This is a genomic window from Pseudomonas sp. FW300-N2A2 (assembly GCF_017351735.1).
Taxonomy (GTDB): domain Bacteria; phylum Pseudomonadota; class Gammaproteobacteria; order Pseudomonadales; family Pseudomonadaceae; genus Aquipseudomonas; species Aquipseudomonas migulae.
Genome location: NZ_JACNDU010000001.1, coordinates 319,544 through 342,708, shown reverse-complemented (window position 1 = coordinate 342,708; position 23,165 = coordinate 319,544). Strand labels below are relative to the sequence as shown.

The 23,165-nt window shown below is 58.8% G+C and carries 21 protein-coding genes and 1 pseudogene; 9 read left to right on the top strand and 13 right to left on the bottom strand.

Annotation, left to right across the window (positions count from 1 at the left end):
• The first annotated feature begins 261 nt into the window (after nucleotides 1-261).
• The 3 genes from lpxO (at nucleotide 262) to J4E42_RS01330 (ending at nucleotide 2,881) form a co-directional block, all read left to right on the top strand.
• Nucleotides 262-1,161, top strand: coding sequence for a lipid A hydroxylase LpxO (gene lpxO / locus J4E42_RS01340; protein WP_207284375.1), 900 nt, complete (start codon nucleotides 262-264; stop codon nucleotides 1,159-1,161).
• 160 nt (nucleotides 1,162-1,321) lie between these two features.
• A complete protein-coding gene (locus J4E42_RS01335) occupies nucleotides 1,322-1,678 on the top strand; it encodes a hypothetical protein (RefSeq protein ID WP_207284374.1) in 357 nt (118 codons plus the stop codon).
• A gap of 51 nt (nucleotides 1,679-1,729) precedes the next feature.
• The gene (locus J4E42_RS01330) at nucleotides 1,730-2,881 is read left to right on the top strand and encodes a PQQ-dependent sugar dehydrogenase (RefSeq protein WP_207284373.1); all 1,152 of its coding nucleotides are present in this window, start codon (nucleotides 1,730-1,732) and stop codon (nucleotides 2,879-2,881) included.
• 133 nt (nucleotides 2,882-3,014) lie between these two features.
• Here J4E42_RS01330 and rimI read toward each other — a convergent pair whose 3' ends face one another.
• The gene (gene rimI, locus J4E42_RS01325) at nucleotides 3,015-4,115 is read right to left on the bottom strand and encodes a ribosomal protein S18-alanine N-acetyltransferase (RefSeq protein WP_192229990.1); all 1,101 of its coding nucleotides are present in this window, start codon (nucleotides 4,113-4,115) and stop codon (nucleotides 3,015-3,017) included.
• A 92-nt stretch (nucleotides 4,116-4,207) separates the two neighbouring features.
• On the opposite strand from rimI, the gene J4E42_RS01320 reads away from it, so the two are divergent.
• Complete coding sequence (locus J4E42_RS01320) at nucleotides 4,208-5,782, top strand: RimK family protein (protein ID WP_259331653.1); 1,575 nt, start codon at nucleotides 4,208-4,210, stop codon at nucleotides 5,780-5,782.
• Nucleotides 5,783-5,789: 7 nt separating this feature from the next.
• Nucleotides 5,790-6,713, top strand: coding sequence for a magnesium transporter CorA family protein (locus J4E42_RS01315; RefSeq protein ID WP_008044231.1), 924 nt, complete (start codon nucleotides 5,790-5,792; stop codon nucleotides 6,711-6,713).
• Between the two features lie 114 nt (nucleotides 6,714-6,827).
• Here the strand turns inward: J4E42_RS01315 and J4E42_RS01310 are convergent, their stop codons facing one another.
• Entirely contained in the window at nucleotides 6,828-7,163 is a 336-nt protein-coding gene (locus tag J4E42_RS01310) for a DUF2834 domain-containing protein (RefSeq protein ID WP_207284372.1), read from the bottom strand.
• Nucleotides 7,164-7,410: 247 nt separating this feature from the next.
• Here J4E42_RS01310 and ilvA point away from each other — a divergent pair.
• Nucleotides 7,411-8,427 (top strand): annotated as a pseudogene (ilvA, locus tag J4E42_RS01305) (threonine ammonia-lyase, biosynthetic); the annotation flags it as partial.
• 117 nt (nucleotides 8,428-8,544) lie between these two features.
• Here the strand turns inward: ilvA and eco are convergent.
• Nucleotides 8,545-9,027, bottom strand: coding sequence for a serine protease inhibitor ecotin (gene eco, locus J4E42_RS01300; protein WP_008026580.1), 483 nt, complete (start codon nucleotides 9,025-9,027; stop codon nucleotides 8,545-8,547).
• A gap of 304 nt (nucleotides 9,028-9,331) precedes the next feature.
• Here eco and J4E42_RS01295 point away from each other — a divergent pair, with 304 nt between their 5' ends.
• Nucleotides 9,332-9,601, top strand: coding sequence for a DUF1652 domain-containing protein (locus J4E42_RS01295; protein WP_008026579.1), 270 nt, complete (start codon nucleotides 9,332-9,334; stop codon nucleotides 9,599-9,601).
• 131 nt (nucleotides 9,602-9,732) lie between these two features.
• Here the strand turns inward: J4E42_RS01295 and J4E42_RS01290 are convergent, their stop codons facing one another.
• Entirely contained in the window at nucleotides 9,733-9,999 is a 267-nt protein-coding gene (locus J4E42_RS01290) for a DUF2790 domain-containing protein (protein ID WP_008044241.1), read from the bottom strand.
• A gap of 507 nt (nucleotides 10,000-10,506) precedes the next feature.
• Here J4E42_RS01290 and J4E42_RS01285 point away from each other — a divergent pair.
• The gene (locus J4E42_RS01285) at nucleotides 10,507-10,803 is read left to right on the top strand and encodes a hypothetical protein (protein WP_207284370.1); all 297 of its coding nucleotides are present in this window, start codon (nucleotides 10,507-10,509) and stop codon (nucleotides 10,801-10,803) included.
• Nucleotides 10,804-10,907: 104 nt separating this feature from the next.
• Here J4E42_RS01285 and J4E42_RS01280 read toward each other — a convergent pair whose 3' ends face one another.
• The 3 genes from J4E42_RS01280 to tssI are packed head-to-tail and all read right to left on the bottom strand — an operon-like array spanning nucleotide 10,908 to nucleotide 14,195.
• A complete protein-coding gene (locus J4E42_RS01280; protein WP_207284369.1) occupies nucleotides 10,908-11,441 on the bottom strand; it encodes a hypothetical protein in 534 nt (177 codons plus the stop codon).
• Nucleotides 11,438-11,998: a transglycosylase SLT domain-containing protein gene (locus J4E42_RS01275; RefSeq protein ID WP_207284368.1), complete on the bottom strand. Its 561-nt coding sequence runs from the start codon at nucleotides 11,996-11,998 to the stop codon at nucleotides 11,438-11,440. The genes J4E42_RS01280 and J4E42_RS01275 overlap by 4 nt, the downstream gene beginning before the upstream one ends.
• Before the next feature lies 1 nt (nucleotide 11,999).
• A complete protein-coding gene (gene tssI / locus J4E42_RS01270; protein WP_207284367.1) occupies nucleotides 12,000-14,195 on the bottom strand; it encodes a type VI secretion system tip protein VgrG in 2,196 nt (731 codons plus the stop codon).
• A gap of 371 nt (nucleotides 14,196-14,566) precedes the next feature.
• On the opposite strand from tssI, the gene J4E42_RS01265 reads away from it, so the two are divergent.
• Complete coding sequence (locus J4E42_RS01265; RefSeq protein ID WP_207284366.1) at nucleotides 14,567-15,868, top strand: OprD family porin; 1,302 nt, start codon at nucleotides 14,567-14,569, stop codon at nucleotides 15,866-15,868.
• Nucleotides 15,869-15,990: 122 nt separating this feature from the next.
• Here J4E42_RS01265 and J4E42_RS01260 read toward each other — a convergent pair whose 3' ends face one another.
• The 6 genes from J4E42_RS01260 to J4E42_RS01235 all read right to left on the bottom strand — a co-directional run bounded on the left by J4E42_RS01260 (nucleotide 15,991) and on the right by J4E42_RS01235 (nucleotide 23,139).
• Entirely contained in the window at nucleotides 15,991-16,935 is a 945-nt protein-coding gene (locus J4E42_RS01260) for a carbohydrate kinase (RefSeq protein ID WP_207284365.1), read from the bottom strand.
• Between the two features lie 13 nt (nucleotides 16,936-16,948).
• The gene (gene xylB, locus J4E42_RS01255; protein ID WP_207284364.1) at nucleotides 16,949-18,445 is read right to left on the bottom strand and encodes a xylulokinase; all 1,497 of its coding nucleotides are present in this window, start codon (nucleotides 18,443-18,445) and stop codon (nucleotides 16,949-16,951) included.
• 159 nt (nucleotides 18,446-18,604) lie between these two features.
• On the bottom strand, nucleotides 18,605-20,077 hold the full coding sequence (locus tag J4E42_RS01250) for a mannitol dehydrogenase family protein (RefSeq protein WP_207284363.1): 1,473 nt from the start codon (nucleotides 20,075-20,077) through the stop codon (nucleotides 18,605-18,607).
• A gap of 16 nt (nucleotides 20,078-20,093) precedes the next feature.
• Complete coding sequence (locus J4E42_RS01245) at nucleotides 20,094-21,197, bottom strand: ABC transporter ATP-binding protein (RefSeq protein ID WP_207284362.1); 1,104 nt, start codon at nucleotides 21,195-21,197, stop codon at nucleotides 20,094-20,096.
• Between the two features lie 174 nt (nucleotides 21,198-21,371).
• Nucleotides 21,372-22,202, bottom strand: a complete 831-nt coding sequence (locus tag J4E42_RS01240) for a carbohydrate ABC transporter permease (protein ID WP_008026557.1) — start codon at nucleotides 22,200-22,202, stop codon at nucleotides 21,372-21,374.
• A gap of 10 nt (nucleotides 22,203-22,212) precedes the next feature.
• Nucleotides 22,213-23,139 carry a carbohydrate ABC transporter permease gene (locus tag J4E42_RS01235; protein ID WP_032828623.1) on the bottom strand — a complete coding sequence of 309 codons (927 nt, stop codon included), beginning with the start codon at nucleotides 23,137-23,139 and terminating at the stop codon, nucleotides 22,213-22,215.
• Between the last annotated feature and the right edge of the window lie 26 nt (nucleotides 23,140-23,165).

Sequence of the window (23,165 nt, the reverse complement as noted above, 5' to 3'; positions counted from 1 at the left end):
GGTCTGGCTCTTTAAACGATAGGGCGTTGAGGCCGCACCGGTGCTTTGGCGGTACAAGTGGACAGATTTTCACAGTTGAACGCTAACTATTTGTTACAACTCGTGGCTAAAATGCCATCTTTCAATCGGATGCCGACCGCCGGCATGCTCAAGGACGCGCCTCAGGGACGCTGTTTCGTATTCAGACGCTGCACAAGACCCTTGGGCCGTCGGGCCTGTCAGGGGACGCAGTTTGTTCACTTCTGACGTGTGACGATTTCCGTGAAACTCATCATTGCCGCTATTTATGTTGTATCGATTGCGTACGTCCACCTGCGCGGTCAGGTGCGCCACAAGCTGGGCCGCCAACTGAGCGATCACTCGACGTTTCTCGCGCCGATCAATTGCTTCCTGTACCTGTTCTCGAAAATTCCCAACAAACCGTATCTCGATCCGGCCGACTTCCCGGACCTGAGCCCGTTGCAGACCCATTGGGAAGAAATCCGCGCCGAAGGTCAGAACCTGCTCAAGGCGGGTGAGATCAAACGCTCGAACCAGTACGACGACGTCGGCTTCAACTCGTTCTTCAAAACCGGCTGGAAGCGCTTCTATTTGAAGTGGTACGGCGACAGTCATCCTTCGGCAATGAAGCTTTGCCCGCGCACCACCGAACTGGTGCAGAGCATCGGTTCGATCAAGGCGGCGATGTTCGCCGAACTGCCGCCCGGTTCGAAACTGGTGCGTCACCGCGACCCGTATGCCGGTTCCTACCGTTATCACCTGGGCCTGGAGACGCCGAACGACGCCGGTTGCTACATCAACGTCGATGGCGAGAATTATCACTGGCGTGATGGTGAAGCGGTGATGTTCGACGAGACCTTCATTCATTACGCCGAAAACACTACGCAGCAGAACCGCATCATTTTGTTCTGCGACATCGAGCGCCCCATGAAGTATCGCTGGGCGGCGGCGTTCAATGGCTGGTTCAGCCGTAACGTGATGTCGGCGGCGGGCGCACCGAACGAAGCGGGCGACAAGACGGGTGGCATCAATCGACTGTTCACCAGGATCTACAAGATTCGCCTGCGCGGCAAAGCGTTGAAGAAGCGCAACCGCACACTCTATTACCTGGAAAAGTGGGCGATTTTTGCCGGGTTGCTGGCGATTTTTGTCTGGATCTGATTGACGCGTCGCGGCTGCCCATGGCCCGGCGCAAAGTTTTCAGCGGCGTACCAGCCAGTCCTGGCAGGGGATCAACTTCGTGTTACATGGTTTTGGTTAACAAATCCGAACCCTCGGCGTAGCGTGCTATCGAAGGCTGTATCACCTCGAGAGGCTGGCCATGAACCGATTAGCGTTTGGCATCATCACGATGGCATTGACTGGCGTACTGAGCCAACTGGCCCAGGCCGACACCCGGTTACCCGCATTCCCGATGCTGTTGGCCCAGAGCCCGACGGGCGCCACCAGCAATCCTTACAACAGCCCGATTCGCCGGGCCAACCCCAATAGCATGCAAGGCACACAACCCAGTGCGCCGGCCATCCGCGGGCCGAACACGGTTCCCGTTCCGCGGCCACCGACGCTGGACAACGGCGGCATTGGCAACCGCTATCCCCAGGATCGGTCGGCGCCTGTCAGTCCACCGAAATTCATCCCTAATCCACCCCCTCGGGACGCAGGCACCAGCAACCGTTGAGCAGCAGGACGCACGTCTTGCCAGCCATTCAGACGACAAAAGGAATCGTGCATGTTGCGTAAAACCCTCCTGGCTACCGTTTGCGCCAGCGCCCTGATCAGCGCCGCCGCACCGGTTTTCGCGGCGTCCGTGCAAACGCTGAAAAGTGAACAGGGCACCCTTGAGGTCACGCCCATCGCCAAGGGGCTGGATCACCCGTGGGCCTTGGCGTTTCTGCCGGATCGCCAAGGGATGCTGGTGACCGAACGGCCCGGCAACCTGCGCGTGGTCAGCGTCGACGGCAAACTTTCGGCACCGCTCAGTGGCGTACCGAAGGTCTGGGCCAAAGGGCAGGGTGGCCTGCTCGATGTGGTGCTGTCGCCCGATTTCAAACAGGACCGCACGGTCTATCTGTCCTACGCCGAAGGTGGCGGCGAGGGGAACAAGGCCGGTACGGCGGTCGGTCGCGGGCAACTGTCGCAAGACCTGACGGCGATCAGGAATTTCAAAGTGATCTTCCGTCAGGAGCCCAAACTCTCGGTCGGCAATCACTTTGGTTCGCGACTGGTGTTCGACCGTGACGGCTACCTGTTCATCACCCTCGGCGAGAACAATGACCGGCCAACCGCGCAGGATCTGGACAAGCTGCAAGGCAAGGTCGTGCGGATCTACCCGGACGGCAAGGTGCCCGACGACAACCCCTTTGTCGGCCAGGCGGGTGTACGTCCGGAAATTTGGTCGTATGGCCAGCGCAATCCACAAGGCGCGGCGCTCAATCCCTGGACCGGCGTGCTCTGGGAAAACGAACACGGCCCGCGCGGCGGTGACGAGATCAACATCATCGAACGTGGCAAGAATTACGGCTGGCCGCTGGCGACCCATGGCATCAACTACTCCGGTCAACCGATCCCGGAAGCCACGGGCAAGACCGCCGAAGGCACTGTTGCGCCGCGCCACGTCTGGGAAAAGTCTCCCGGCCTGAGCGGCATGGCGTTTTACGACGCTGACCGCTTCAAGGCGTGGCAGCACAACGTTTTCATCGGTGCGCTGGTCAGTCAGGAGTTGATACGCCTGCAGTTCGACGGCGACCGGGTGGTTCACGAAGAGCGCTTGATGGGCGAGCTGAACAAACGCATCCGCGACGTGCGGCAGGGGCCGGACGGGTATTTGTATGTGCTCACCGATGAAGATGATGGCGTGTTGTACAAAGTTGGCCTGAAATAAACACAATTCCTGCAGCCGCTGGCGAAACTTGTGGGAGCGAGCCTGCTCGCGATAGCGGACTTATGGCCAACATCTATGTTGATTGGTAAGGCCCCATCGCGAGCAGGCTCGCTCCCACAGGTTCCGTCAACTGCTACAGGGAGCGGCGATAAAGAATCACCGCCGCCCGCAACTTGCCGCGCCCGAAACTGCACATCTTCTCGAACTCCCCATGGCTGACCGGCAAATGCTGGCAATCCATGGGCTGACGATGCTGGCTATGGTCGACATCCGGGTCGTGCAGGTACACAAATTCCTCATCGCAATCGGTGACGATCACCCAGTGCGGCGACTTGGAGCGGGTCAGCCGGTAGCTGCTGATCAGCACCAGCGGCTGGCCGCCGTCGTTCAGTACCCGTGGCAGGTCCAGCGGACCACCGAGCACCTGTTCGACGTCGGTCGTTCCCAATTGAGCCATGAACTCCTCGTGCACCAGGCGCATGACGTCTTTTTTATGCTCATCGCGCACGCCATCGAGAAACAACGGCCCGGCCATGCTCACTTGCAGGCGCACACGAAACCCGCGTCGCGCCGCCGCCAATGCCAGGCCTTGAGGGCTGCACCCGCCGTGGCCAGAGGTCATGAACACGGTGGTCGCTTCGCGCCAGATCTGCAGTTCTTCGCGGCGCTCCAGCATGCGACCGGCTTGCAGTGCGCCCATGGCCATCAACAGGCACGCGGGGCCGCAGGTGAAATCGGTGGTCTGGGCGTACCAGGGCACGTTGATATTGCGCGAGTCACGGTGCTGAAGGATGCGTTTTTCCAGGCGCAGCGCATCGGCATGGTCCTGGTAATAATCATGGATCAGCGCGAAGCGCCGGTAACCGTTGCGCTCATACAGGGCGATGGCGGCGGGGTTGTCGATGCGCACTTCCAGCCGCAGGTACGCGCAGTCGTGTTCCAGGGCGCAGGCCTCGATGCGTTCCAGCAATTGCTTGCCGAGCCCACTGCCGCGAGCCTGTTCGGCGATGGCAATCGAGTAGAGCCGCGCCAGCGATGTGCCCCGGTGAAACAACACCACCGCGTAACCCAGCAATTGCTCGCCACGCTGGGCCACCAGCAGTCGTCCGTGAGCGCGGGTGATCATCCATTGAAAGCTGCGGCTGGTGAGCCGGTCCGTGGTGAAACATTGCTGTTCGAGTGCCAGCAACGCGGGTAAGTCTTCAACTACCGCCAAGCGAAAGACAGGATTCATATGACCGCCGTAAAAGTTGCGTAACGAAACGGGACTTTCGAAAAAGTTCGTGCTTAATAGGAAAGGTCTTGTTCTCCAACGGATCAATCACTATGTCAGCGGTACAAGGTCATTGGCGCGAAGTATCCGAGCAAAGTTTGCCGGCAGCAACTTATTTAAATGACACGATTAGAACTTCAAGTCAGTTGATTATCATCGTCGAACGCAAGGAAGACTGGGCGTCCTACTTTCCCAGCGAAGACATCGTCACGGCTCAGGAATACCTCGAGCAGACCCGCGACAACGAGCAGGGCAAACGGGTCCAGGTGATCAACCTGTGCCGCAGCTACAAGTACCTGGGGCACGGTTATTACTGCTCGCTGCTGGCCGAGGCGCGGGGGCACAAGGTTATTCCATCGGTGCGCACCATCAGCGAACTGACGCGCAAAGCCCTGTACGGTCTGGCGCTGGATGACCTGGATAAAACCCTGGAAAAAGCCCTCAGTCATCACCTTTACAGTGATACCGAAGGTTTTACCCTGACCCTGTATTTTGGCAAGACACATATAGAGCCGTTGCAGGATTTGGCGCGGCAGTTGTTTGAAGTGTTTCCGTGCCCGATATTGTTAGTTGAGTTTCGCCGAACTAACGGCTGGCACATCGAAGGGATAAAGTCTGGCGCCTTACACAAGTTGCGCGAAGATCAGGAAGATCAGTTCGCCCACTCACTGGACACGTTCAGTCGAAAGATCTGGCGTGTGCCACGGTCGCGACGCCTGGCGCGTTATGACCTGGCGATCCTGCACGATCCGCAGGAAGCGTTGCCGCCGTCCAACCCCAAGGCGCTGGAAAACTTCGTACGTGTCGGCAAGACCTTGGGCATTGACGTGGAGCTGATCGAGCGCAAGGACTACGCACGCATCGCCGAATACGACGGGCTGTTGATCCGCGAGACTACAAGCGTCGACAACCATACCTACCGTTTCGCGAAAAAGGCCGAGAGCGAAGGGTTGGTGGTGATGGACGACCCGGCCTCGATCCTGCGCTGCACCAACAAGGTCTACCTGACCGACCTGCTCAACAGCCATCAATTGGGCATGCCCGCCACCGAAATCCTCTACAAGGAACGACCGGAAGATTTCGAACGGGTCGGCGAGCGCCTGGGTTTTCCGCTGGTGTTGAAGATTCCCGACGGCTGTTTCTCCCGTGGCGTGATCAAGGTCGAAAGCCAGCAAGCCTTACTCGAAGCGACCGCCGAACTGTTCGAACACTCGGTGCTGTTGCTGGCTCAGGAGTTCTTCTACACCGAGTACGACTGGCGCATCGGCGTGCTCAACCGCAAACCGATCTTTGCCTGCCAGTACTTCATGTCCAAAGGCCATTGGCAGATCTACAACCACAAGGCCAAGGGGCAAGACATCAACGGCGAATGCCGTACCCTGGCAATTCACGAAGCACCGCGTGCGGTGGTGGAGCTGGCGTTGAAAACCGCGAACCTCATCGGCGACGGCCTCTACGGCGTCGACCTCAAGCAGTCCGGCGACAAGGTGGTGGTCATCGAGGTCAACGACAACCCGAACATGGATGCCGGCATCGAAGACGCGTATCTGCAGGACGATTTGTACTCGCTGGTGCTGGAAGAGTTCGTCCGCCGACTGGAACTCAAACGCCGCGGCCAGGCCTGGTGATCGGCCGATGATCAAGAGCTTCCAACTGACCCACGGCGTGCTGCATGCGGTCGAACGGCTGGACGCCGAAGTGATGCTGTTCAGCAACCCCGATGCGGCCGAGCGCGACTTGCTGCACAGCCATTTCAAACTCGATGAACACGCCCTGGCGTCGGCGCTGGACCCGGACGAGGTATCGCGCATCGAGTTTCACCCCGACAACCTGTTCCTGATCTGGAAGCGCCCGGAGAACTACTCCGGCGCCGGCAGCCTGGCTTTTGAAGTGTCGTCCTGCGGCTTGCTGTTTTCTACCCAGCGTTTGCTGGTGATCGCCACCGACGATTCGCCACTGCATGGGCTCGGCACCCGGCAGAAACTGAACACGCCGCTGGATGTGTTGCTGGATCTGCTGTTCAACAACATCCATCACTACCTGGGCCACCTCAAGGTGATCAAGCTGGTTGCGCGGGAGTTGCAGCAGAAATTCAACGCGTCGATGCAGAACCAGCACCTGATCCAGATGTTCAACCTCAGCGAAAGCCTGATCTATTACATCAATGCGATTCACAGCAACGGCGCGGTCCTGACCCGGCTGCGCAACCACGCGGAAAAGGAGCACTTCGGCGCCGAGGCCATCGGCCTGATCGACGACCTGATCATTGAAAACAACCAGTGCTACAAACAGGCGGAAATCTATTCCACGGTGTTCTCCGGGCTGATCGACGCCCGGGGCAACCTGATGAACAACAGCATGAACAACCTGCTGCGCAAACTGACGCTGATCAACGTGGTGTTCCTGCCGCTGAACCTGATTGCGAGCATCGGCGGCATGTCCGAGTTCAGCATGATGACGGCGGGTACGCCGTGGTGGGTGTCGTATCCATTGTTTTTGACGGCGATGATGCTCGGGGCGGGAGTGATGGTGTTGGGGCTCAGGCGGTTGGCCAAATGATGTGGTGAATGTCAGGCCGCCATCGCCGGCAAGCCGGCTCCTACAGCGGCGCGCACAACTTGTAGGAGCCGGCTTGCCGGCGATGGCGGCCTCAATAACACCAAACACTTCGGATCAGACTTCTTGCGCGGCACCCACAGACCTCTTCCGATCCTGCAACCCGCGAACCACCAGATACAACAACGGCCCAATCGACACAAAAACCGCCGTAATCACCAGATAAGGCACCACCGACCACCCCGACTGCCCACGCTTGCGCGCATCGCTGTACATCCACACCCCGGCCAGCGTCGCCAGCAGATAAAGATCAATCACCACCTGCGCCGTATCAGGTCGTGACATCAGGCTGATGCCAAATTCGATCAACGATTGTTCCGCCTGGAGCATCACCGCAACGGTGTAGCCAGCGAAGGCGAGCAGGGCAATCAGGGGCAGGGCGATGGACTTCATGGTTTCCTTCCTTGGACGATGAGCAGAACAGCGAGCCTACACAGGCCGGGAAAATTTGGCCATTGACTTGCCTGTCGTGCCCGGCTAATTTCCAGCCATGACTTCCACCGTATTGCGCTGCCAGCCAAGCATTATTACCGCCATTCCTTATTTGGCGGGCTAGCTCACGACTGCAGCACCCAACCCGCCCTAGAGGCGGGTTTTTACTTTCTGTCTCTTGGGTTCTGATCAACGTCAGGAGACGACCATGAACAGCACACCCGCCCAGCAGACCTTGCTTGAGCATTACGTCAAAAAGATCCTCGCCGCGCCGGTGTACGAACTGGCGGTACGCACGCCGTTGCAAGTAGCGCCGGCGCTGTCCGAAGTCCTCGGCAATCAGATCCTGTTGAAGCGCGAAGACTTGCAGCCGACTTTTTCCTTCAAGATCCGTGGCGCCTACAACAAGCTGGTGCAACTGAGCGATGAGCAGAAGGCGCGCGGCGTGATCACCGCCTCGGCAGGCAACCATGCCCAGGGCGTGGCGCTGGCGGCGCGTGAATTGGGGATTGCCGCGACCATCGTCATGCCCGCCACAACGCCGGAATTGAAGGTGCTCGGAGTGCGCAGCCGTGGTGCCGATGCCGTGCTGCACGGGGAGAGTTTTCCATTTGCCCTGACGTACGCCTTGAACCTGGCAGAACAAACCGGCCGCACCTTCGTTTCGCCCTTCGACGACCCGGACGTGATCGCGGGACAGGGCACCGTCGCCATGGAAATCCTCCGTCAGCACCAAGGAGCACTCGACGCGATCTTCGTGCCGGTGGGCGGTGGCGGCCTGATCGCGGGCATCGCCGCGTACGTCAAATACCTGCGACCTGAAATCCGCATCATTGGCGTCGAGTCGGAACATTCCGCATGCCTGCGCGCCGCCTTACAGGCAGACGAGCGTGTTGTCCTGCCCAACGTCGGCACATTCGCCGATGGCGTCGCCGTCGCTCAGATCGGCGCTTATGGTTTCGAGGTCTGCCGGTTTTGCGTGGATGAGGTGCTGACTGTCAGCAATGACGAACTCTGCGCGGCGATCAAGAACATCTACGACGATACCCGCTCGATCACCGAACCTTCCGGTGCGTTGGCCGTGGCGGGCATCAAAAAGTACGTGGCGCAGACTGGCGTGCGTGGTCAGACGCTGGTGGCCATCGACTCCGGCGCCAACATCAACTTCGACAGCTTGCGCCACGTCGCCGAACGCGCTGCGCTGGGCGCCAATCGATCACCCGTTCCCCCCTGTGGGAGCGAGCCTGCTCGCGATGACGGTTGTACATTCAACACATCTGGTGGCTGAAAGTCCGCTATCGCGAGCAAGCTTGCTCCTACAGGTTTTGCATTTGGGCGGGGATTATTCCTGAACAGCTTTTTCGACCGTGCTCGACGCCGACCAGATCCGATAACGCACTTCAACGTCCTTGGGCACATACAGCACGATCGGCAGCTTGCTGTTGTAGCGCAACCTGAAGCCGTCACCGACCACCGGGACGAAGTCCTGTTTGCTTTTGCCATCCGGGCAGGCCATCAGCGTGCTCATCGGGCCGATCACCTTTTCCAGGCGGTAGAACGGGTAGCCCCAGCCTTCGAGGTTTTTCTCCTCGAGCATGCCGCCCAGGCGTTGGCGATTGCAGTCAACGGTCAAGGTCTTGCCGGCGAGAATTTCGACCTGGTAGTTGTCTTCAGCGGATTGCGGGGCGAGGTGAATGACCTGGCGGGTGAAGCCGTTTTCGGCTTTGGGAAACGGTGCAACGTCTTCGAGTTTGGCTGCGTGAACAACGGTCGATAGCCCGGCAACAATCAGGCCGACGGTAGTGATTCGGGTCAATGAACCCATGATGCCTCCTTGCGTGTGAGTAGGGTCAGCGGATGTGAAAGGGAGTGGCCGCATTTTTACTGCCATGGGCGGCCAATGCAAACCCGGACTCATCAGGTTGCAATTTGCAGGGGCGACAACCTGCGTTCATGCAGACTGCATGAGTCCATTTACTTGAAGACACATTAAACCTTTGAATTACCGATGAGCTGCACGGCGAAATCCGGGGCATGTTTTATGCTTCATCTGGTCCTGAAGCTGGCCGCGAATGAGTTGAGTCGGCATTGATAGCTGATTGGCAATCTCACATAAGGAGAGGGTCGCCATGTTTCTTTCTGCCTTGGAACTTCGCAACATCATCGAAAGCAGTTTTCTGCCGAAACGTTGTCAATGCACGCTGACGCCCGACCTGTCGATGAGCATCAAGGTGTATGCCGACGGCCAGACCGATCAAGTGGATCTATTGGTCACTGGCATAGACGCCAGCACACTCAATGGCTGCCGGGAAATCAATGACCTGATTGCCGAGCTGCGCACCGAAATTCAGCATAGGGCAGCGCTGCAGACGCTGCATCCCGACCGGCAAGCGCTTTAAGCCCACTCCTGTAGGAGCAAGCTTGCTCGCGATGGACGTAAACGATAACGCGTGTTTTCTGAATAAACGCGTTATCCGAACGTTTTTCGCGAGCAAGCTCGCTCCTACAGAAAAGCATGAGTGTCGCGTTATCAATTCTGATAACTGCACGCATCCGACCATTTGCGATACGAGATCTCTGCGGGTTTTCCCGACGTATCGATGTACTTCATCTCAGCCGTAATGACTTTGCAGTCCAGCGTCGTAGGTTCGGTCAGCGCAACCACCTTGGCCACGTGCAGCGGCATCCCGTATTCGTAGGGCACGGCTTGTGAGGAAGTGGTGTCGTCGGCCTGGGCAAGCCCGGTAAACCCGGTGCAGGCGAGGGCAGCGGTAACCAGCAAAATGCGCGTATTCATGAGCAATCTCCGGTGCGGACGGAACGAGAGTTCGACGTAGTGAACGTCGAACCTGCCGCACTGGGCGTCAGAGGAACCTGAGGGCGTGCGGTCCAGTAAAGTCTTGGACCGCAGGGTTAAGCAATGGTTAACCCGGCTGAATGCCGCCTGTCGTAAGGGACGATTCTGTCAGGCGTTTCGTTGGGGTGAAAATCTTCGGTAGCTTCGGCTTCGTCCTACAAGGATGGATGCTTTGTCGACTTTCGGCTGATGGGGCGTAGCGATTACTGTTTGGGCTCGCTGCAAAATCAGCGAACAGGTTTGGTCACCTGATAACACTTGTGCATAGATGTGCGATCATTCGCGCCGCGGACTTCTGCGTCTTGTAGTGCGTTGCAATGGTGGCTGTGTGCAGGACGCCTTCGGGCGAGCCGTTTGAGTGTTACCGGTTGACCAAGCCTGTACACAGCCGCCTCCATCGTTTGGTCACGGTGCTGGCGATTACTAATTAATACTCGAGTAATTACTATGCATACGTTAAATCCATTCCCCGAACGTCACCGTTCAATCAAAAGCAGCGTCACCGAAACATCTCCTCTGGTCATCGACACCGAAGCCAACCCCCAAGACATCCTCGAAGCCGCCCTCCAGCGCATCCGCGCCTCCAGCGAGCTGCTTGAGACACTCCACCTCCAATGTTTCAAGGACGGCGACGTCCAGGACATCCCCCACATCACGCATGCCCTTTACCTGCTGACGCAGGACGGTTGCGATTTACTCAAGGTTGCGCAGCAACGGATGCTGGGCTGGAAGGCACCTGTCTGACCCCGCACAAATGCAAAAATCCAGCCGAGTAGGGCTGGATTTTTTTATGGAATGAAGATGCCAGATCCGGCTCAAGAGGATTCGGAAGTACTGCGATTGGTTGCTTACTTAAGGCGTACGACCTTAAATCCACGCCCGTTTGGTACGACATTACTGCCCGTTGCCTCATCCGGTTGGCCTTTACCCGAGAGGTAGTCATAAACCAGAAACTTTGTGGAAACCTCGTTCCCGATATTTGGAATGATTAGCCGCATCTGCTTTTGTCCCAGGTAGAGGTAACTGGGCAAGGCTTTCTCGGCAAAATTTATTCTCTCGATCGTATGACTGACCGGATTTTTGCGTAAGACGACGCCCTTCAAATAGGGCGACCCGTAGTTCATGGCAAATATCAAGCTGGAAGAGGCGCACTTGGCTAAAGCTATTTCGCCCAAAAAGTCAGAGTCAGGCATGTCGGTAAATGCAGTTTCTATTTTTTTATCAAGTTCGACGAATAGACGCTGACCCTCCGGGGTTTGTTCAGTCAACAAAGATATCCGCGTTCCGTCAGCCAAGGGGCAGCTAAGGATTGATTTGCTCGGTTGTGCTTGGGCGGAAACCCCGAGCAATACTGCGGTTAAACAAAACCATGCCTTCTTCACTTTAATGTATCCCTCAGCACTTGCATTGAATCAGGGTTGGCTGCGAGCTTTGTTGCGCAAGCACTTATTTTTTTGTAATAAACCCCATTGGAAAGACCGCGATACTTTTTGTACGCCTCCTCAATAGAGCTGGATATGTCTATCCAGTACTGCATGTATTCGGTGCCGAGTTGAATATTTTTGGCTTCGTTGAAAATGTCGGCGCTCGCGTGGAATGCCTTGCCGTCAGCGAATGCTGCTTTGGTTTGGTCGTCGTTCGGCGTGCGGCCAAGCTCTTTCTTTTTTCGAATTTTGTAGACTTGCTGCACTGCCTGCATCTGCATTTGCATCAGGCCTCGAGCATTGTGACCCGCGCCGGCATTTGCATCGAAGCGGGACTCCATATAAATCTGGCAAATAACAGTGTTGGTATCGATCGTGGACTTGTTGTTGGCTTCAACAAGCTTTCTGATCTCTTTCAATCGCTGGCTATCATCAACCATCACTGAAGCTGGCTTTTTATCAGTCACCGGAGTCAACGCTTTTTGACTCGTGGTCAAAGGTTTATGTTTAGGCATATCAGGCATCCCAGTTCGGATTAATTGGAGGGATATCGTCATAAACCTCAATCACTGCCAACTCTGCTTCTGTACTTTTGATTTTTGCGGTCCGCCCTTCATCGTTGGTGCGCCCCGTCAGACTTTTGCCTGAGGAGGTTTTGATAACGTATGGAAAGTTTTTCAACGGTAAACCTGTGTTTTGATCAGTAATCAGAAAATCCAGATCGTGGTCTGTTTTTTCCGGAACTGTTTTTCGTTCCAAAAGTTGTCCTGCACTTGCGATCGCGGCTGCTAACGGGATTGATGGGGTCAATGCTTGTACACCGGACCCAGCACCCGGCGCACCGCCCGAGTTGGCCTTCACCTCAGCCCCACTAATCGTCACACCACCCGCATCCACCTTGACGAAACTCCCGCCAGCCTTCGCCGTCAGTTCCATCCCGCCTTCAACCACCACTTTATTACCCGCGTGGTAGTGAATCTCTTCACCAGCCTCAACAAACTGCGCCGTGCCGACCTTCACGTGCTGGGTCACGCCCACCGTAAGGTGATCATCCGCCCGCGCTTCAGTCTTGCGGTCCAGATGCGTGATCCGATGCTCTTCTACCTTGAACTCGCTAAACACCTTCGCCTCGACCGTGTCATGCCGCTCGTTGCCGATGCGGATTTTCTGGTCGTGTTCGATGTTTTCATCCCAGTCGCGCTGGGCATGCAGGTAGATCTGTTCCGCGCCTTTTTTGTCTTCGATGCGAAATTCGTTGTAGCCCTTGCCGCCCGGTGAGCTGAGGGTCTTGAAGGTGCTGCGGGTTTTGTTCGCCGGCAGGTCGTAGGGGACGACGTTTTCCTTGTGGTACAGGCAGCCGGTGACCAGCGGTTGGTCGGGGTCGCCTTCGAGGAAGGTGACGAGCACTTCCATGCCGACACGCGGGATGGCGATGCCGCCGTAGGCGCTGCCGGCCCAGCCGGTGGCGACGCGCAGCCAGCAACTGGTGTTGTCGTTGGCCTGGCCGTCGCGGTCCCAGTGGAATTGCACTTTGACGCGGCCGTACTCGTCGCAGTGGATTTCCGAGCCGGGCGGGCCGGTGACGATGGCGGTCTGGCTGCCGAGGACTTGCGGTTTCGGGTGTTCGAGGGCAGGGCGGTAGTGCGCGTCCCACGGCGTGGCGAGGAAGCGGTTGCGGTAGCCCTGGTGGAAATCGTCTTTGTTGTGGGTGACGTCGCTGGTGATGTTGGCGCCGAGCACTTGCGGTTGCTTGCCTTCGTGGACCACTTCCAGCAGTAGCCAGAGGTCATTCCATTCGGCGCGCGGGTGTTCGCTCAGGGCCATGAAGTGACCGCTGACCAGCGTCGGTTGATCGCCTTTGCCTTCCGCGAGTTTGTAGTCGCTGCGGTGGCGTTCGAGGGCGCGGGTTGCCAGTTGCTTGCCACGGGCACGGTCGGTGAAACGGCCGGGGTAGTCGTAGTCTTCGAGGTCCGGAGCGAACGCACTGGAAGCGGCGCCTTCAGGCAGGATGCGCGGTTTTTCAAAGTCGTAATCGCGGCGGCTGACACGGCTGGTGCGGGTTTCCAGGCGCAGGTTGAAGCGCTTGATCACCGGTTTCTCGGCGGCCATGCCCGAGTCTTGCTGATAGGCCACGGGCGCGAGTTTGCGGAACACCGTCTGGTCATCGCCGAACACCAGTTTGTGGCCGCTGCTGCTGTGCTGGAAGTGGAAGTGAATGCCTTCTTCTTCGCACAGGCGCTGGATGAAATGCAGGTCGGATTCGTCGTACTGCACGCAGTAGACGCGCTCCGGATAGATCGCGCCGAGCTGGAAGTCATAAGCGTCGGCCAGAATGCCGCGGGCCTCAAGGACCTGGGCGATGATCTTCGGCACCGTCAAATGCTGGAAAATCTGCTGGTCATGGTTGTGGCGCAGGTAGGCCAGTTGCGGCACCAGGCTGATGCTGTAGCGGGTCAGGCTTTTGCCGGAGTCGCCTTGCTCGATGCGATAGACCAGGCCGTGAATGATGCCTTCGCCGGTGGCGCCGAAGGTCAGGCAGCCGGGCTTGTGCAGCAATTCTTCGAGTTTCAGGTCGGGGCGCGCGCTGACCAGTTCGATGTCAAAACAGAAGGGCTGATTGAGGGCTTCGCGACCGACGAAACTGAGTACCTGAAGGTCAGCGGAAACGCCTTCCAGCGTGAGGGAAATATGGATTGCGTTTGCGTCCAGCATGCCTTGAATTCCGTCCTTTGGATAAGCAGGAGCGGATGGTGCAGGATTAAACCGCCTCGTTCAAGGCGCAAATGCCGTAGATGAGGGCGCACCCCGGCATCGGGAAAACCCCTAATGGCACGGTTTCGACCAATAAACACGGGGGCTCTTCGCCTGCGGGCTCATCGATCAATTGCCCCCGCTGGTCAACGCCGTGCCAGAACAGGGAGTTATTTTCCGACTAAAGTCGTCTGTAGCCGGTAAAAGCCTTCTGCCATCATTGCCGCTCACCCCCGTGTGTCGCCTTCATCCTGGCCAGTTCCTGGTCCGGGGCGAAGCTATTTTCTGGCTTATTGCGCCTTGCGCAAACGCTGCACTGTTGGAGCTTTTTCATGCGTCCCCCTTTTCAACTCATCACCGCGCGCCAGTCACTCGGCTTCGGCGCTTTAGTCCTGTGCGCCGGTTTTACCGTCCAGGCTCAGGCGAGCGGTTTTCTCGATGACACCACGGCGAAGATCGAATCGCGCACGGTGTATTTCAACCGTGATTTTCGTGATGGTCATACGTCCACCGAACAGGGCGCGTCCAAGCGCGAAGAGTCGGCGCAGGGCTTCATTCTCAATCTGCAATCGGGTTACACCGAAGGCACCGTCGGCTTCGGTATCGATGCGCTGGGCATGCTCGGGTTCAAGCTCGATTCCAGCGCCGACAGCAGCAACAGCGGCTTGCTGCCATCGTCGGGTGAAAACCCGCGTGGCTCGAAAGACCAGTACGCCAAACTTGGCCTGACCGCCAAGGTGCGCGTCTCCGATAGCGTATTGAAGTACGGCGCGCTGCTGCCGGACGTGCCGCTGCTCAAGTACAACGACGGGCGTTTGCTGCCGACGATGTTCAACGGCGCGCAGCTCACCTCTAAAGAGATCAAGGACCTGACGTTCATGGCCGCGCGCCTGGACCAGTACACCGCCCGGGACTCGACCGACGCCCAGGACATCCGCGTGCACTGCAAGAACAAGCGCTACGCCTGCAACGTCACCGCCGATCACTTCGACATGTATGGCTTCGACTACAAGATCAATGAGCGCCTGACTGCGCAGTATCACTACGCCGAGCTGGAAGACATCTATCGCCAGCACTTCGTGGGTTTGCTGGCCAGTCAGCCGCTGGGTGAGGGCGTGCTCAAGGCTGATCTGCGTGTGCTCAAGAGTGCCGACAGCGGCGCCGAGCGTGCCGGTTCCATCGACAACCGCGCACTGAGCGGCATGCTCGCGTACGCCATCAGCGGCCACACCTTCAGCGCCGGTTGGCAGCGCATGAACGGCGACAACTCGATGCCGTACCTGGATGGCACCAATCCGTACCTGGTGAACTACGTGCAGGTCAATGACTTCGCCGCCGCGCAGGAGCGTTCGTGGCAACTGCGTTATGACTATGACTTCAAGTCGATTGGTATCAACGGCCTGAGTTTCCTGACCCGTTACGTGAACGGCGACCACATCAAGGTGTTGGGCAGCGATCAGGAAGGGAAGGAGTGGGAGCGCGACAGCGAGCTCAAGTACGTGGTGCAAAGCGGGACGTTCAAGGATGTCAGCCTGCGGCTGCGTAACGCGACATATCGGACCAACTACGAGAAGTTTGCCCGGGATGTGGATGAGACGCGGTTGATCATCAGCTACAACTTTTCAGTCTTGTAGCGCCTGACAGGCCGCCATCGCGAGCAGGCTCGCTCCCACAATGGATCTTTAGTGAACATGGATCTTGTGTTCGGCATCGAGCCAATGTGGGAGCGAGCCTGCTCGCGATGGGGCCCTCACATTCAGCCAAGATCCAACTGCTGCCGATACGGCAAATCCGGCCCGGTCTTGCTGCACGTCAGCGCCGCTGCCCGCACCGCAAACTTCAACATCCCGTCGATCTGCTCGCGCGCCAGCGATTGCACGCCCTCGACCGAATCCAGTTGCTGCTCGGTCAGCCAGGTAATCAACGCCGCCTGGAACGTATCGCCAGCCCCAACGGTGTCGGCAATCTTCACCGGACAGGCCGGCACCGACCACGAACCGTGATTGCGGCTAAACACCGTCGCCCCTTCGCCGCCACGGGTCAGGAACACCACCTGACAGCGATGCTGCAACCAGCCTTCAATCACTTGCTGCGGATCCTGCCCGGGATACAACAGGCTCAGGTCCTCATCGCTGACTTTGATCAGGTCGGCCAGCTCAACCAGCGTCGCGACCCGCGAACGCCAAAGCTCGATGTTCGGTTCAGGATTGAGCCGCACGTTCGGATCAAGGCTGATCAGGCGCGTGCCACTTTCCCGCTGCACCAGAGCCAGCAACGTGTCGGCAATCGGTTGCACCACCAACGAGAAAGAGCCGATGTGCAAGCCGCGCACCTCTGGCCCCAGTTCCGGCAAATGCTCCGGTTTCAACTGCCGATCTGCGCAACCTTCACCACGGAAACTGTACTGCGGTGAACCATTGGCACCGACCGCGACCATTGCCAGGGTGGTCGGTGCGGCGAAATCCACCAGGTAATCCGGGCGTACGCCTTCATCTTGCAGCACTTGCTGCAAACGCCGGCCCAGGTAGTCGGTCGACAACCCGGCAAACAGCGCCGAGTCCACACCCAAGCGGCGCAACCCGACCGCCACGTTGAAGGGCGAGCCGCCGGCAATCGCCTTGAAGTTCACTTTTGAAGCCAGGCCGCTGGCGTCGTCTTCACTGAAGAAATCGAACAGCGCTTCGCCACACACCAGATACATAGTTGTTCACTCTTTAAAGGGTTGCGACATGCTGTTGATAGCGTTCATAGGCCTGCTGACAGGCCGTTACATTTTCTGCAATCGGCAGGGTTTCGCTGGCCGGATCGAGCTTCACGCAGCGCTCGCACAAGTCCGCGAGGCTGTCTTCGTGGCCGTTTGCCCAGGATTTGCACCACGCCGCCTGAATCGCCGCGCCCAGGGCGGCGGCTTCGCTTTGTTCGGTGCAGATCACCTTGGTGTTCATGATGTCGGCGACAATCTGGCGCCACACCGGGCTTTTCGAGCCGCCGCCGATCAGGCAGATGGTGCGGCTTTGTAAGCCATTGTGGCGCAGCAGGTCCAGCCCATAACGCAAACCGAAGGTCGTGCCTTCGACCACGGCGCGGCACAAATTGGCTTGCGTCAGATTGGTCATGGTCAAGCCCAGCAAGCTGCCGGTGGCGTGGGGCAGGGCGGGGACGCGCTCGCCGTTGAGAAACGGCAGCATGCTCACACCTTCGGCGCCGATTGGTGCTTGCGCGATGAGGGCGTTGAACTGCTCGATATCCAGCTTGAACAGATCGCGAATCACCCCGGTGGCATTGGTCAGGTTCATGGTGCAGATCAGCGGCAACCAGCCACCGCTGGAGGAACAGAATGTTGCGACCGACGCGTCAGCGCTGACGGTCGGTTGGTCGGCATAGGCGTACACCGTGCCCGAGGAACCGAGGCTCATGGTGATCGCTCCGGGCCGGATATTGCCGGTGCCGATGGCGCCCATCATGTTGTCGCCACCGCCGCTGGACACCAGCGCCTTGGGGTTGATGCCCAGGTGCTCGGCGATGCCCGGCAGGATCGTGCCCACCGCTTGATGGGCGTCGATAAGCTCCGGCAGCGCTGCTTGCAAGCGACCGCTGGGGTCAATGTCGCGCAGCAGCTGCAAGTCCCACTGGCGGGTGCGCACGTTGAAATAACCGGTGCCCGAGGCATCGCCGTACTCGCTGCAACTGCGGCCGGTGAGCCAGTAGTTGAGGTAGTCGTGGGGCAGCAGGATGCGCGCGATCCGGGAAAAAACCTCCGGGTGCTGTTCTTTGGTCCAGAGCAGTTTTGAAACGGTGTAGCCCGGTGCGATGACCACGCCGAGGCGTTCGAGCGAGCCTTTTTCACCGCCAATGTGCGCCAGTAGACGGTCGTTCTCCGGAGTGGATTCGGTGTCACACCAGAGCTTGGCGGGGCGCAGTACCTGGCCTTGATCGTCGAGCAGGACCAGGCCGTGTTGCTGACCGGAAACGCCGATGCCGAGGATGTCCTGACCGTCTACGTTTGCCGCGATCAGCGCACGACGCGTGGCTGAAGTGAATGCTTCCAGCCATTGTGATGTGTCCTGCTCGCGACGGCCATTGGCGCCGCTGATCAACGTGTGCGCGGCGGCACCTTGGCCGAGGACCTGACCGCTGTGGGCATCGAGGATGATGGCCTTGGTGCCTTGGGTGCCGCAGTCGATGCCGAGGAATAGTTGTTGGTTTGGCATGGGTGGTCCTTGGTGTGTCAGGTCGATCGAGGTGAAGTCATTCGCGGGCAAGCCTCGCTCCTACAGGGGTTCTTTAGTGGACGCGGATTTTGTGTACGACACCGATCCAATGTGGGAGCGAGCCTGCTCGCGATGACGGCGGTGATGTCACCGCCGCTTTTACGCCAACACCCGCTCCAACGTCCGCGTCACACCCACCTCGCGCAAACTGTTGCAACACCACTCAAACGCCGCGACAAACTCCGGCGAATGCGCAATCGCCGTACCAAAAATCTCCTCCACCCCCAGCAGCCGCTGGGCCATCAACGCATCATCCGCCACCTGCGCCTGACAAAACGCAGCCCGCGGATCGGGAATGGCGTAGGTATCGCCATTCTCGTCCACACCCTTCAAATACAACGCCCAAGCCGCCACCACCAGCGCCGCACGCTTGGTCTCCCGGCCATCGGCAATCAAGCGGTTGATGGTCGGAATGGTGAACTTGGGAAACTTCGACGAACCGTCCGAGCACACACGCTCCAGTTGATCGGCAATCGCCTGATTGGAAAAGCGCTCCACCAGGGTGTTCTTGTAATCAGTCAGATCAATCCCCGGCACGGACGACAGTTGCGGCGTCACGTCCAGGTCCATGTAGGCGCGCATGTAACGCACGAACAGCGGGTCGTTCATGGTTTCGTGGACGAAGCGGTAACCCTTCAAAAACCCCAGGTACGTCAGCGCGAGGTGACTGCCGTTGAGCAGTTTGATTTTCATCTCTTCGTACGGCGTGACGTCGTCGGTGAACTGTACGCCGACCTTTTCCCAGGCCGGGCGACCGTTGACGAACTTGTCCTCCAGTACCCACTGCACAAACGGTTCGCAGACCACCGGCCAGGCATCGTCGACGGCGTGTTTGTCGGCCAGTTGCAGGCGATGTTCGGTGCTGGTCATTGGTGTGATGCGGTCGACCATCGCATTCGGAAAGCTGACGTTTGCGGCGATCCAGTCGTGCAGGTCTGCATCGCGCAGCGCGGCGAAGGCCAGCAGCGCTTTGCGGGTGACCGCGCCGTTGTGCGGCAGGTTATCGCAGGACATCAAGGTGAACGCCGGCGTGCCCGCAGCGCGGCGTTTGGCCAACGCGACGCAGAGAAAACCGAACACGGTTTTCGGCGAGTCCGGGTGCGCGAGGTCGTGCTGGATCTGCGGCAGGTGGGCCATGAATTCGCCGTTGCTGTCGTCGATGCAGTAACCGCCCTCGGTGATGGTCAGCGAGACGATGCGGATCTCGGGACTCGACAGTTTGTCGATCAGCACTTGCGCGCCGTCCTCGGCCAGCAGCATGTCGCGGATCGCGCCGATGACCCGGACTTCGGTGTCATCGGTGTCGCCGAGTTCAAACAGGGTGAACAGGTAATCCTGCTCCTTCAGGTCGTCCCGGGCGCGGCGGTCTTCGGCGCGCAGGCCGACGCCGCAAATCGCCCAGTCCAGGCCTTCGCCAGTGTTCATCAAGGCGTCGGTGTAATACGCCTGATGGGCGCGGTGGAAGCCGCCGACGCCAATGTGCGCGATGCCTTGGCGGGCGTCGCTCAGGGCGTAGGCGGGCAGGACCACTTCGGGCGCGAGGTGGTGCAGGTTCTGTTTATTCAGTTTCATCACACGCTCTCTGAAATCAGGCCGCTGCGCGCAACGGGCGGGTCAGCGCCACGCCGTCGGCATCGAATAAATGGCAGTGTTCGGCGTCCAGGTGCAGGCTCAGCGCCTCGCCATAACGGCTGGCCAGATCGCCACGAACCCGCATGGTCAGCGCTTCACCGGACGAGGTCCGGACGTGGCAGAAGGTGTCGCTGCCCAGTCGTTCGCTGACGTCGGCGGTGACCTGCAAGGTGCAGTCGCCGGTTTTTGCCAGCTCCAGATGTTCCGGGCGAATGCCCAGCGTCACCGCACCACCGACGCTCAGGCTGGCGCCGCTCAGCGGCAACGTGATGCGGGTGCCGGCATCGAGCACCACTTCGCAGCTTTGGCTGTCGACACGGGTGACTTTGCCCTTGAGGAAGCCCATCTTCGGTGTGCCGAGAAAGCCTGCGACAAACAGGTTGGCGGGCTGGTGATAAAGGTCCAGCGGCGAGCCGACTTGCTCGATCTTGCCGCCATTGAGCACGACCACTTTGTCGGCCATGGTCATGGCTTCGACCTGGTCGTGGGTCACGTAGATCATCGTGGCTTGCAGTTCCTTGTGCAGGCGCAACAGTTCCAGGCGCATCTGTACGCGCAGCGCCGCGTCGAGGTTGGACAGCGGTTCGTCGAACAGGAAGATTTTCGGGTTGCGCACGATGGCGCGGCCGATGGCCACGCGTTGACGCTGACCGCCCGACAGTTGCTTCGGCTTGCGCTCCAGCATCGGCCCGAGCTCAAGGATGCGCGCCGCCTCGCCGACTTTCTTCTCGACTTCGGCTTTCGGTACGCCGGCCAGATCGAGGGCGAACGACATGTTTTTGCGCACGCTCATGTGCGGGTACAGGGCGTAGGTCTGGAACACCATCGCCAGGTCACGCTTGGCCGGGCTGACTTCGGTGATGTCGCGGCCGTCGAGTTCGATGCTGCCGCCGCTGACTTCTTCCAGGCCTGCGATCAGGCGCAGCAGGGTGGACTTGCCGCAGCCGGACGGGCCGACGAAGACCACGAATTCCTTGTCGTTCACTTCCAGGTCGATGCCTTTGATGATGGAAAAGCCTTCGAAGCCTTTTTGCAGATTCTTGATTTTCAGGTTGGCCATGGTGATGGGCCTCCGTTTGTTTTTATTCAGTTGAACCGAACGGGCTTTTTTGTAGGAGCCGGCTTGCCGGCGATGAGGCCCTGAAATTTTGCATCGCTCTTGAGGCCGTCATCGCCAGCAAGCTGGCTCCTACAGGGGATCGTGTCAGGCCGGAAATTCGTATCAGGCGTCGTTTCATTTCACCGCGCCAAACGACAGGCCGCGGACCAGTTGTTTCTGGCTGATCCAGCCGAAGATCAGGATCGGCGCACAGGCCAGGGTCGACACCGCCGACAACTTGGCCCAGAACAGACCTTCGGGGCTTGAGTACGAGGCAATCAGTGCGGTCAGTGGCGCGGCTTTCGACGAGGTCAGGTTCAGCGACCAGAAGGCTTCGTTCCAGCACAGGATCAGCGACAGCAACACCGTGGAAGCCAGCCCGCCCTTGGCGATCGGCAACAACACGCGAACCATTTCCTGCCACAGCGTGGCGCCGTCCAGACGCGCGGCTTCGAGGATGTCTTTGGGGATGTCTTTGAAGTAGGTGTAAATCATCCAGACCACGATGGGCAGGTTGATCAGCGTGTAGATCACGATCAGTGCGATGCGCGTGTCGAGCAGGCCAAAGCTCTTGGCCAGCAGGTAGATCGGCATCAGCACGCCCACTGGTGGCAGCATCTTGGTCGAGAGCATCCACAGCAGCGTGCCTTTGGTGCGCTGGGTTTCGTAGAACGCCATCGAGTAGGCCGCCGGCACCGCGATCAGCAGGCACAACGCCGTGGCGCTGAAGGAAATCACCACCGAGTTCCAGGCAAAACTGAAGTAATCGCTGCGCTCGTTGATGTGCAGGTAGTTCTCCAGCGTCGGTGTGAAGATGAATTGCGGCGGCGTGGCGAACGCGTCGATTTCGGTTTTGAAACTGGTCAGCACCATCCAGAAAATCGGGAAGAAGATCAGGATCGCGATGGCCCAGGCCAGTGTGCCGAGCAGCACACTTTGCAGACGACGGGATTGTTGAAGGGTCATGGCGCGGGCCTCAGGCTTTGTCTGTCAGGTTTTTGCCGATCATGCGCACCAGCACGATGGCCGCGATGTTGGCGATCACCACCGCAATCAAACCGCCGGCGGACGCCATGCCGACGTCGAACTGCACCAGCGCCTGGTTGTAGATCAGGTAGGCGAGGTTGGTCGAGGCGTAGCCGGGGCCGCCGTTGGTGGTGGTGAAGATTTCGGCGAACACCGAGAGCAGGAAGATCGTTTCGATCATCACCACGACGGCAATCGGTCGTGCCAGGTGCGGCAGGGTCAGGTGCCAGAAGATCGCAATCGGCCCGGCACCGTCGAGGCGCGCGGCTTCTTTCTGTTCCTGGTCGAGTGACTGCATGGCGGTCATCAGGATCAGGATCGCGAAGGGCAGCCATTGCCAGGACACAATGATGATGATCGACAGCAGCGGGTAGTGCGCCAGCCAGTCCACCGGTTGCGCGCCGAACAGTTTCCAGACGTAGGCGAGAATCCCCGACACCGGGTGGAAAATCAGGTTCTTCCAGATCAGCGCACCGACGGTGGGCATGATGAAAAACGGCGAGATCAACATCACCCGCACAACGCCGCGACCGAGAAAATCACTGGCCTCCAGCAGCGCACTGATCAACACCCCGAGCACCACACTGATCAGCAATACGCTGCCGACCAGCAACAAGGTGTTGGTGGCGCCGGGCATGAACCCGGAGTCCGTCAGGAAGTAGGTGAAGTTCTCAAGCCCCACGAACTCGTTCTCGCCCGGGTTGAGCAGGTTGTAGCGGATCATCGAGAAGTAAACAGTCATGCCCAGCGGCACGATCATCCACAGCAGCAGCAAGGCCACCGAGGGGCTGACCAGAAACCAGCCGGGGTTGGCCAACCGGCTTTTACGCACCGGCTGGGGAATGTCCATGTGAGCTTTGGCAGTTGAAATATTCATGGCGTTAAAACCGATTAGCGATAGGC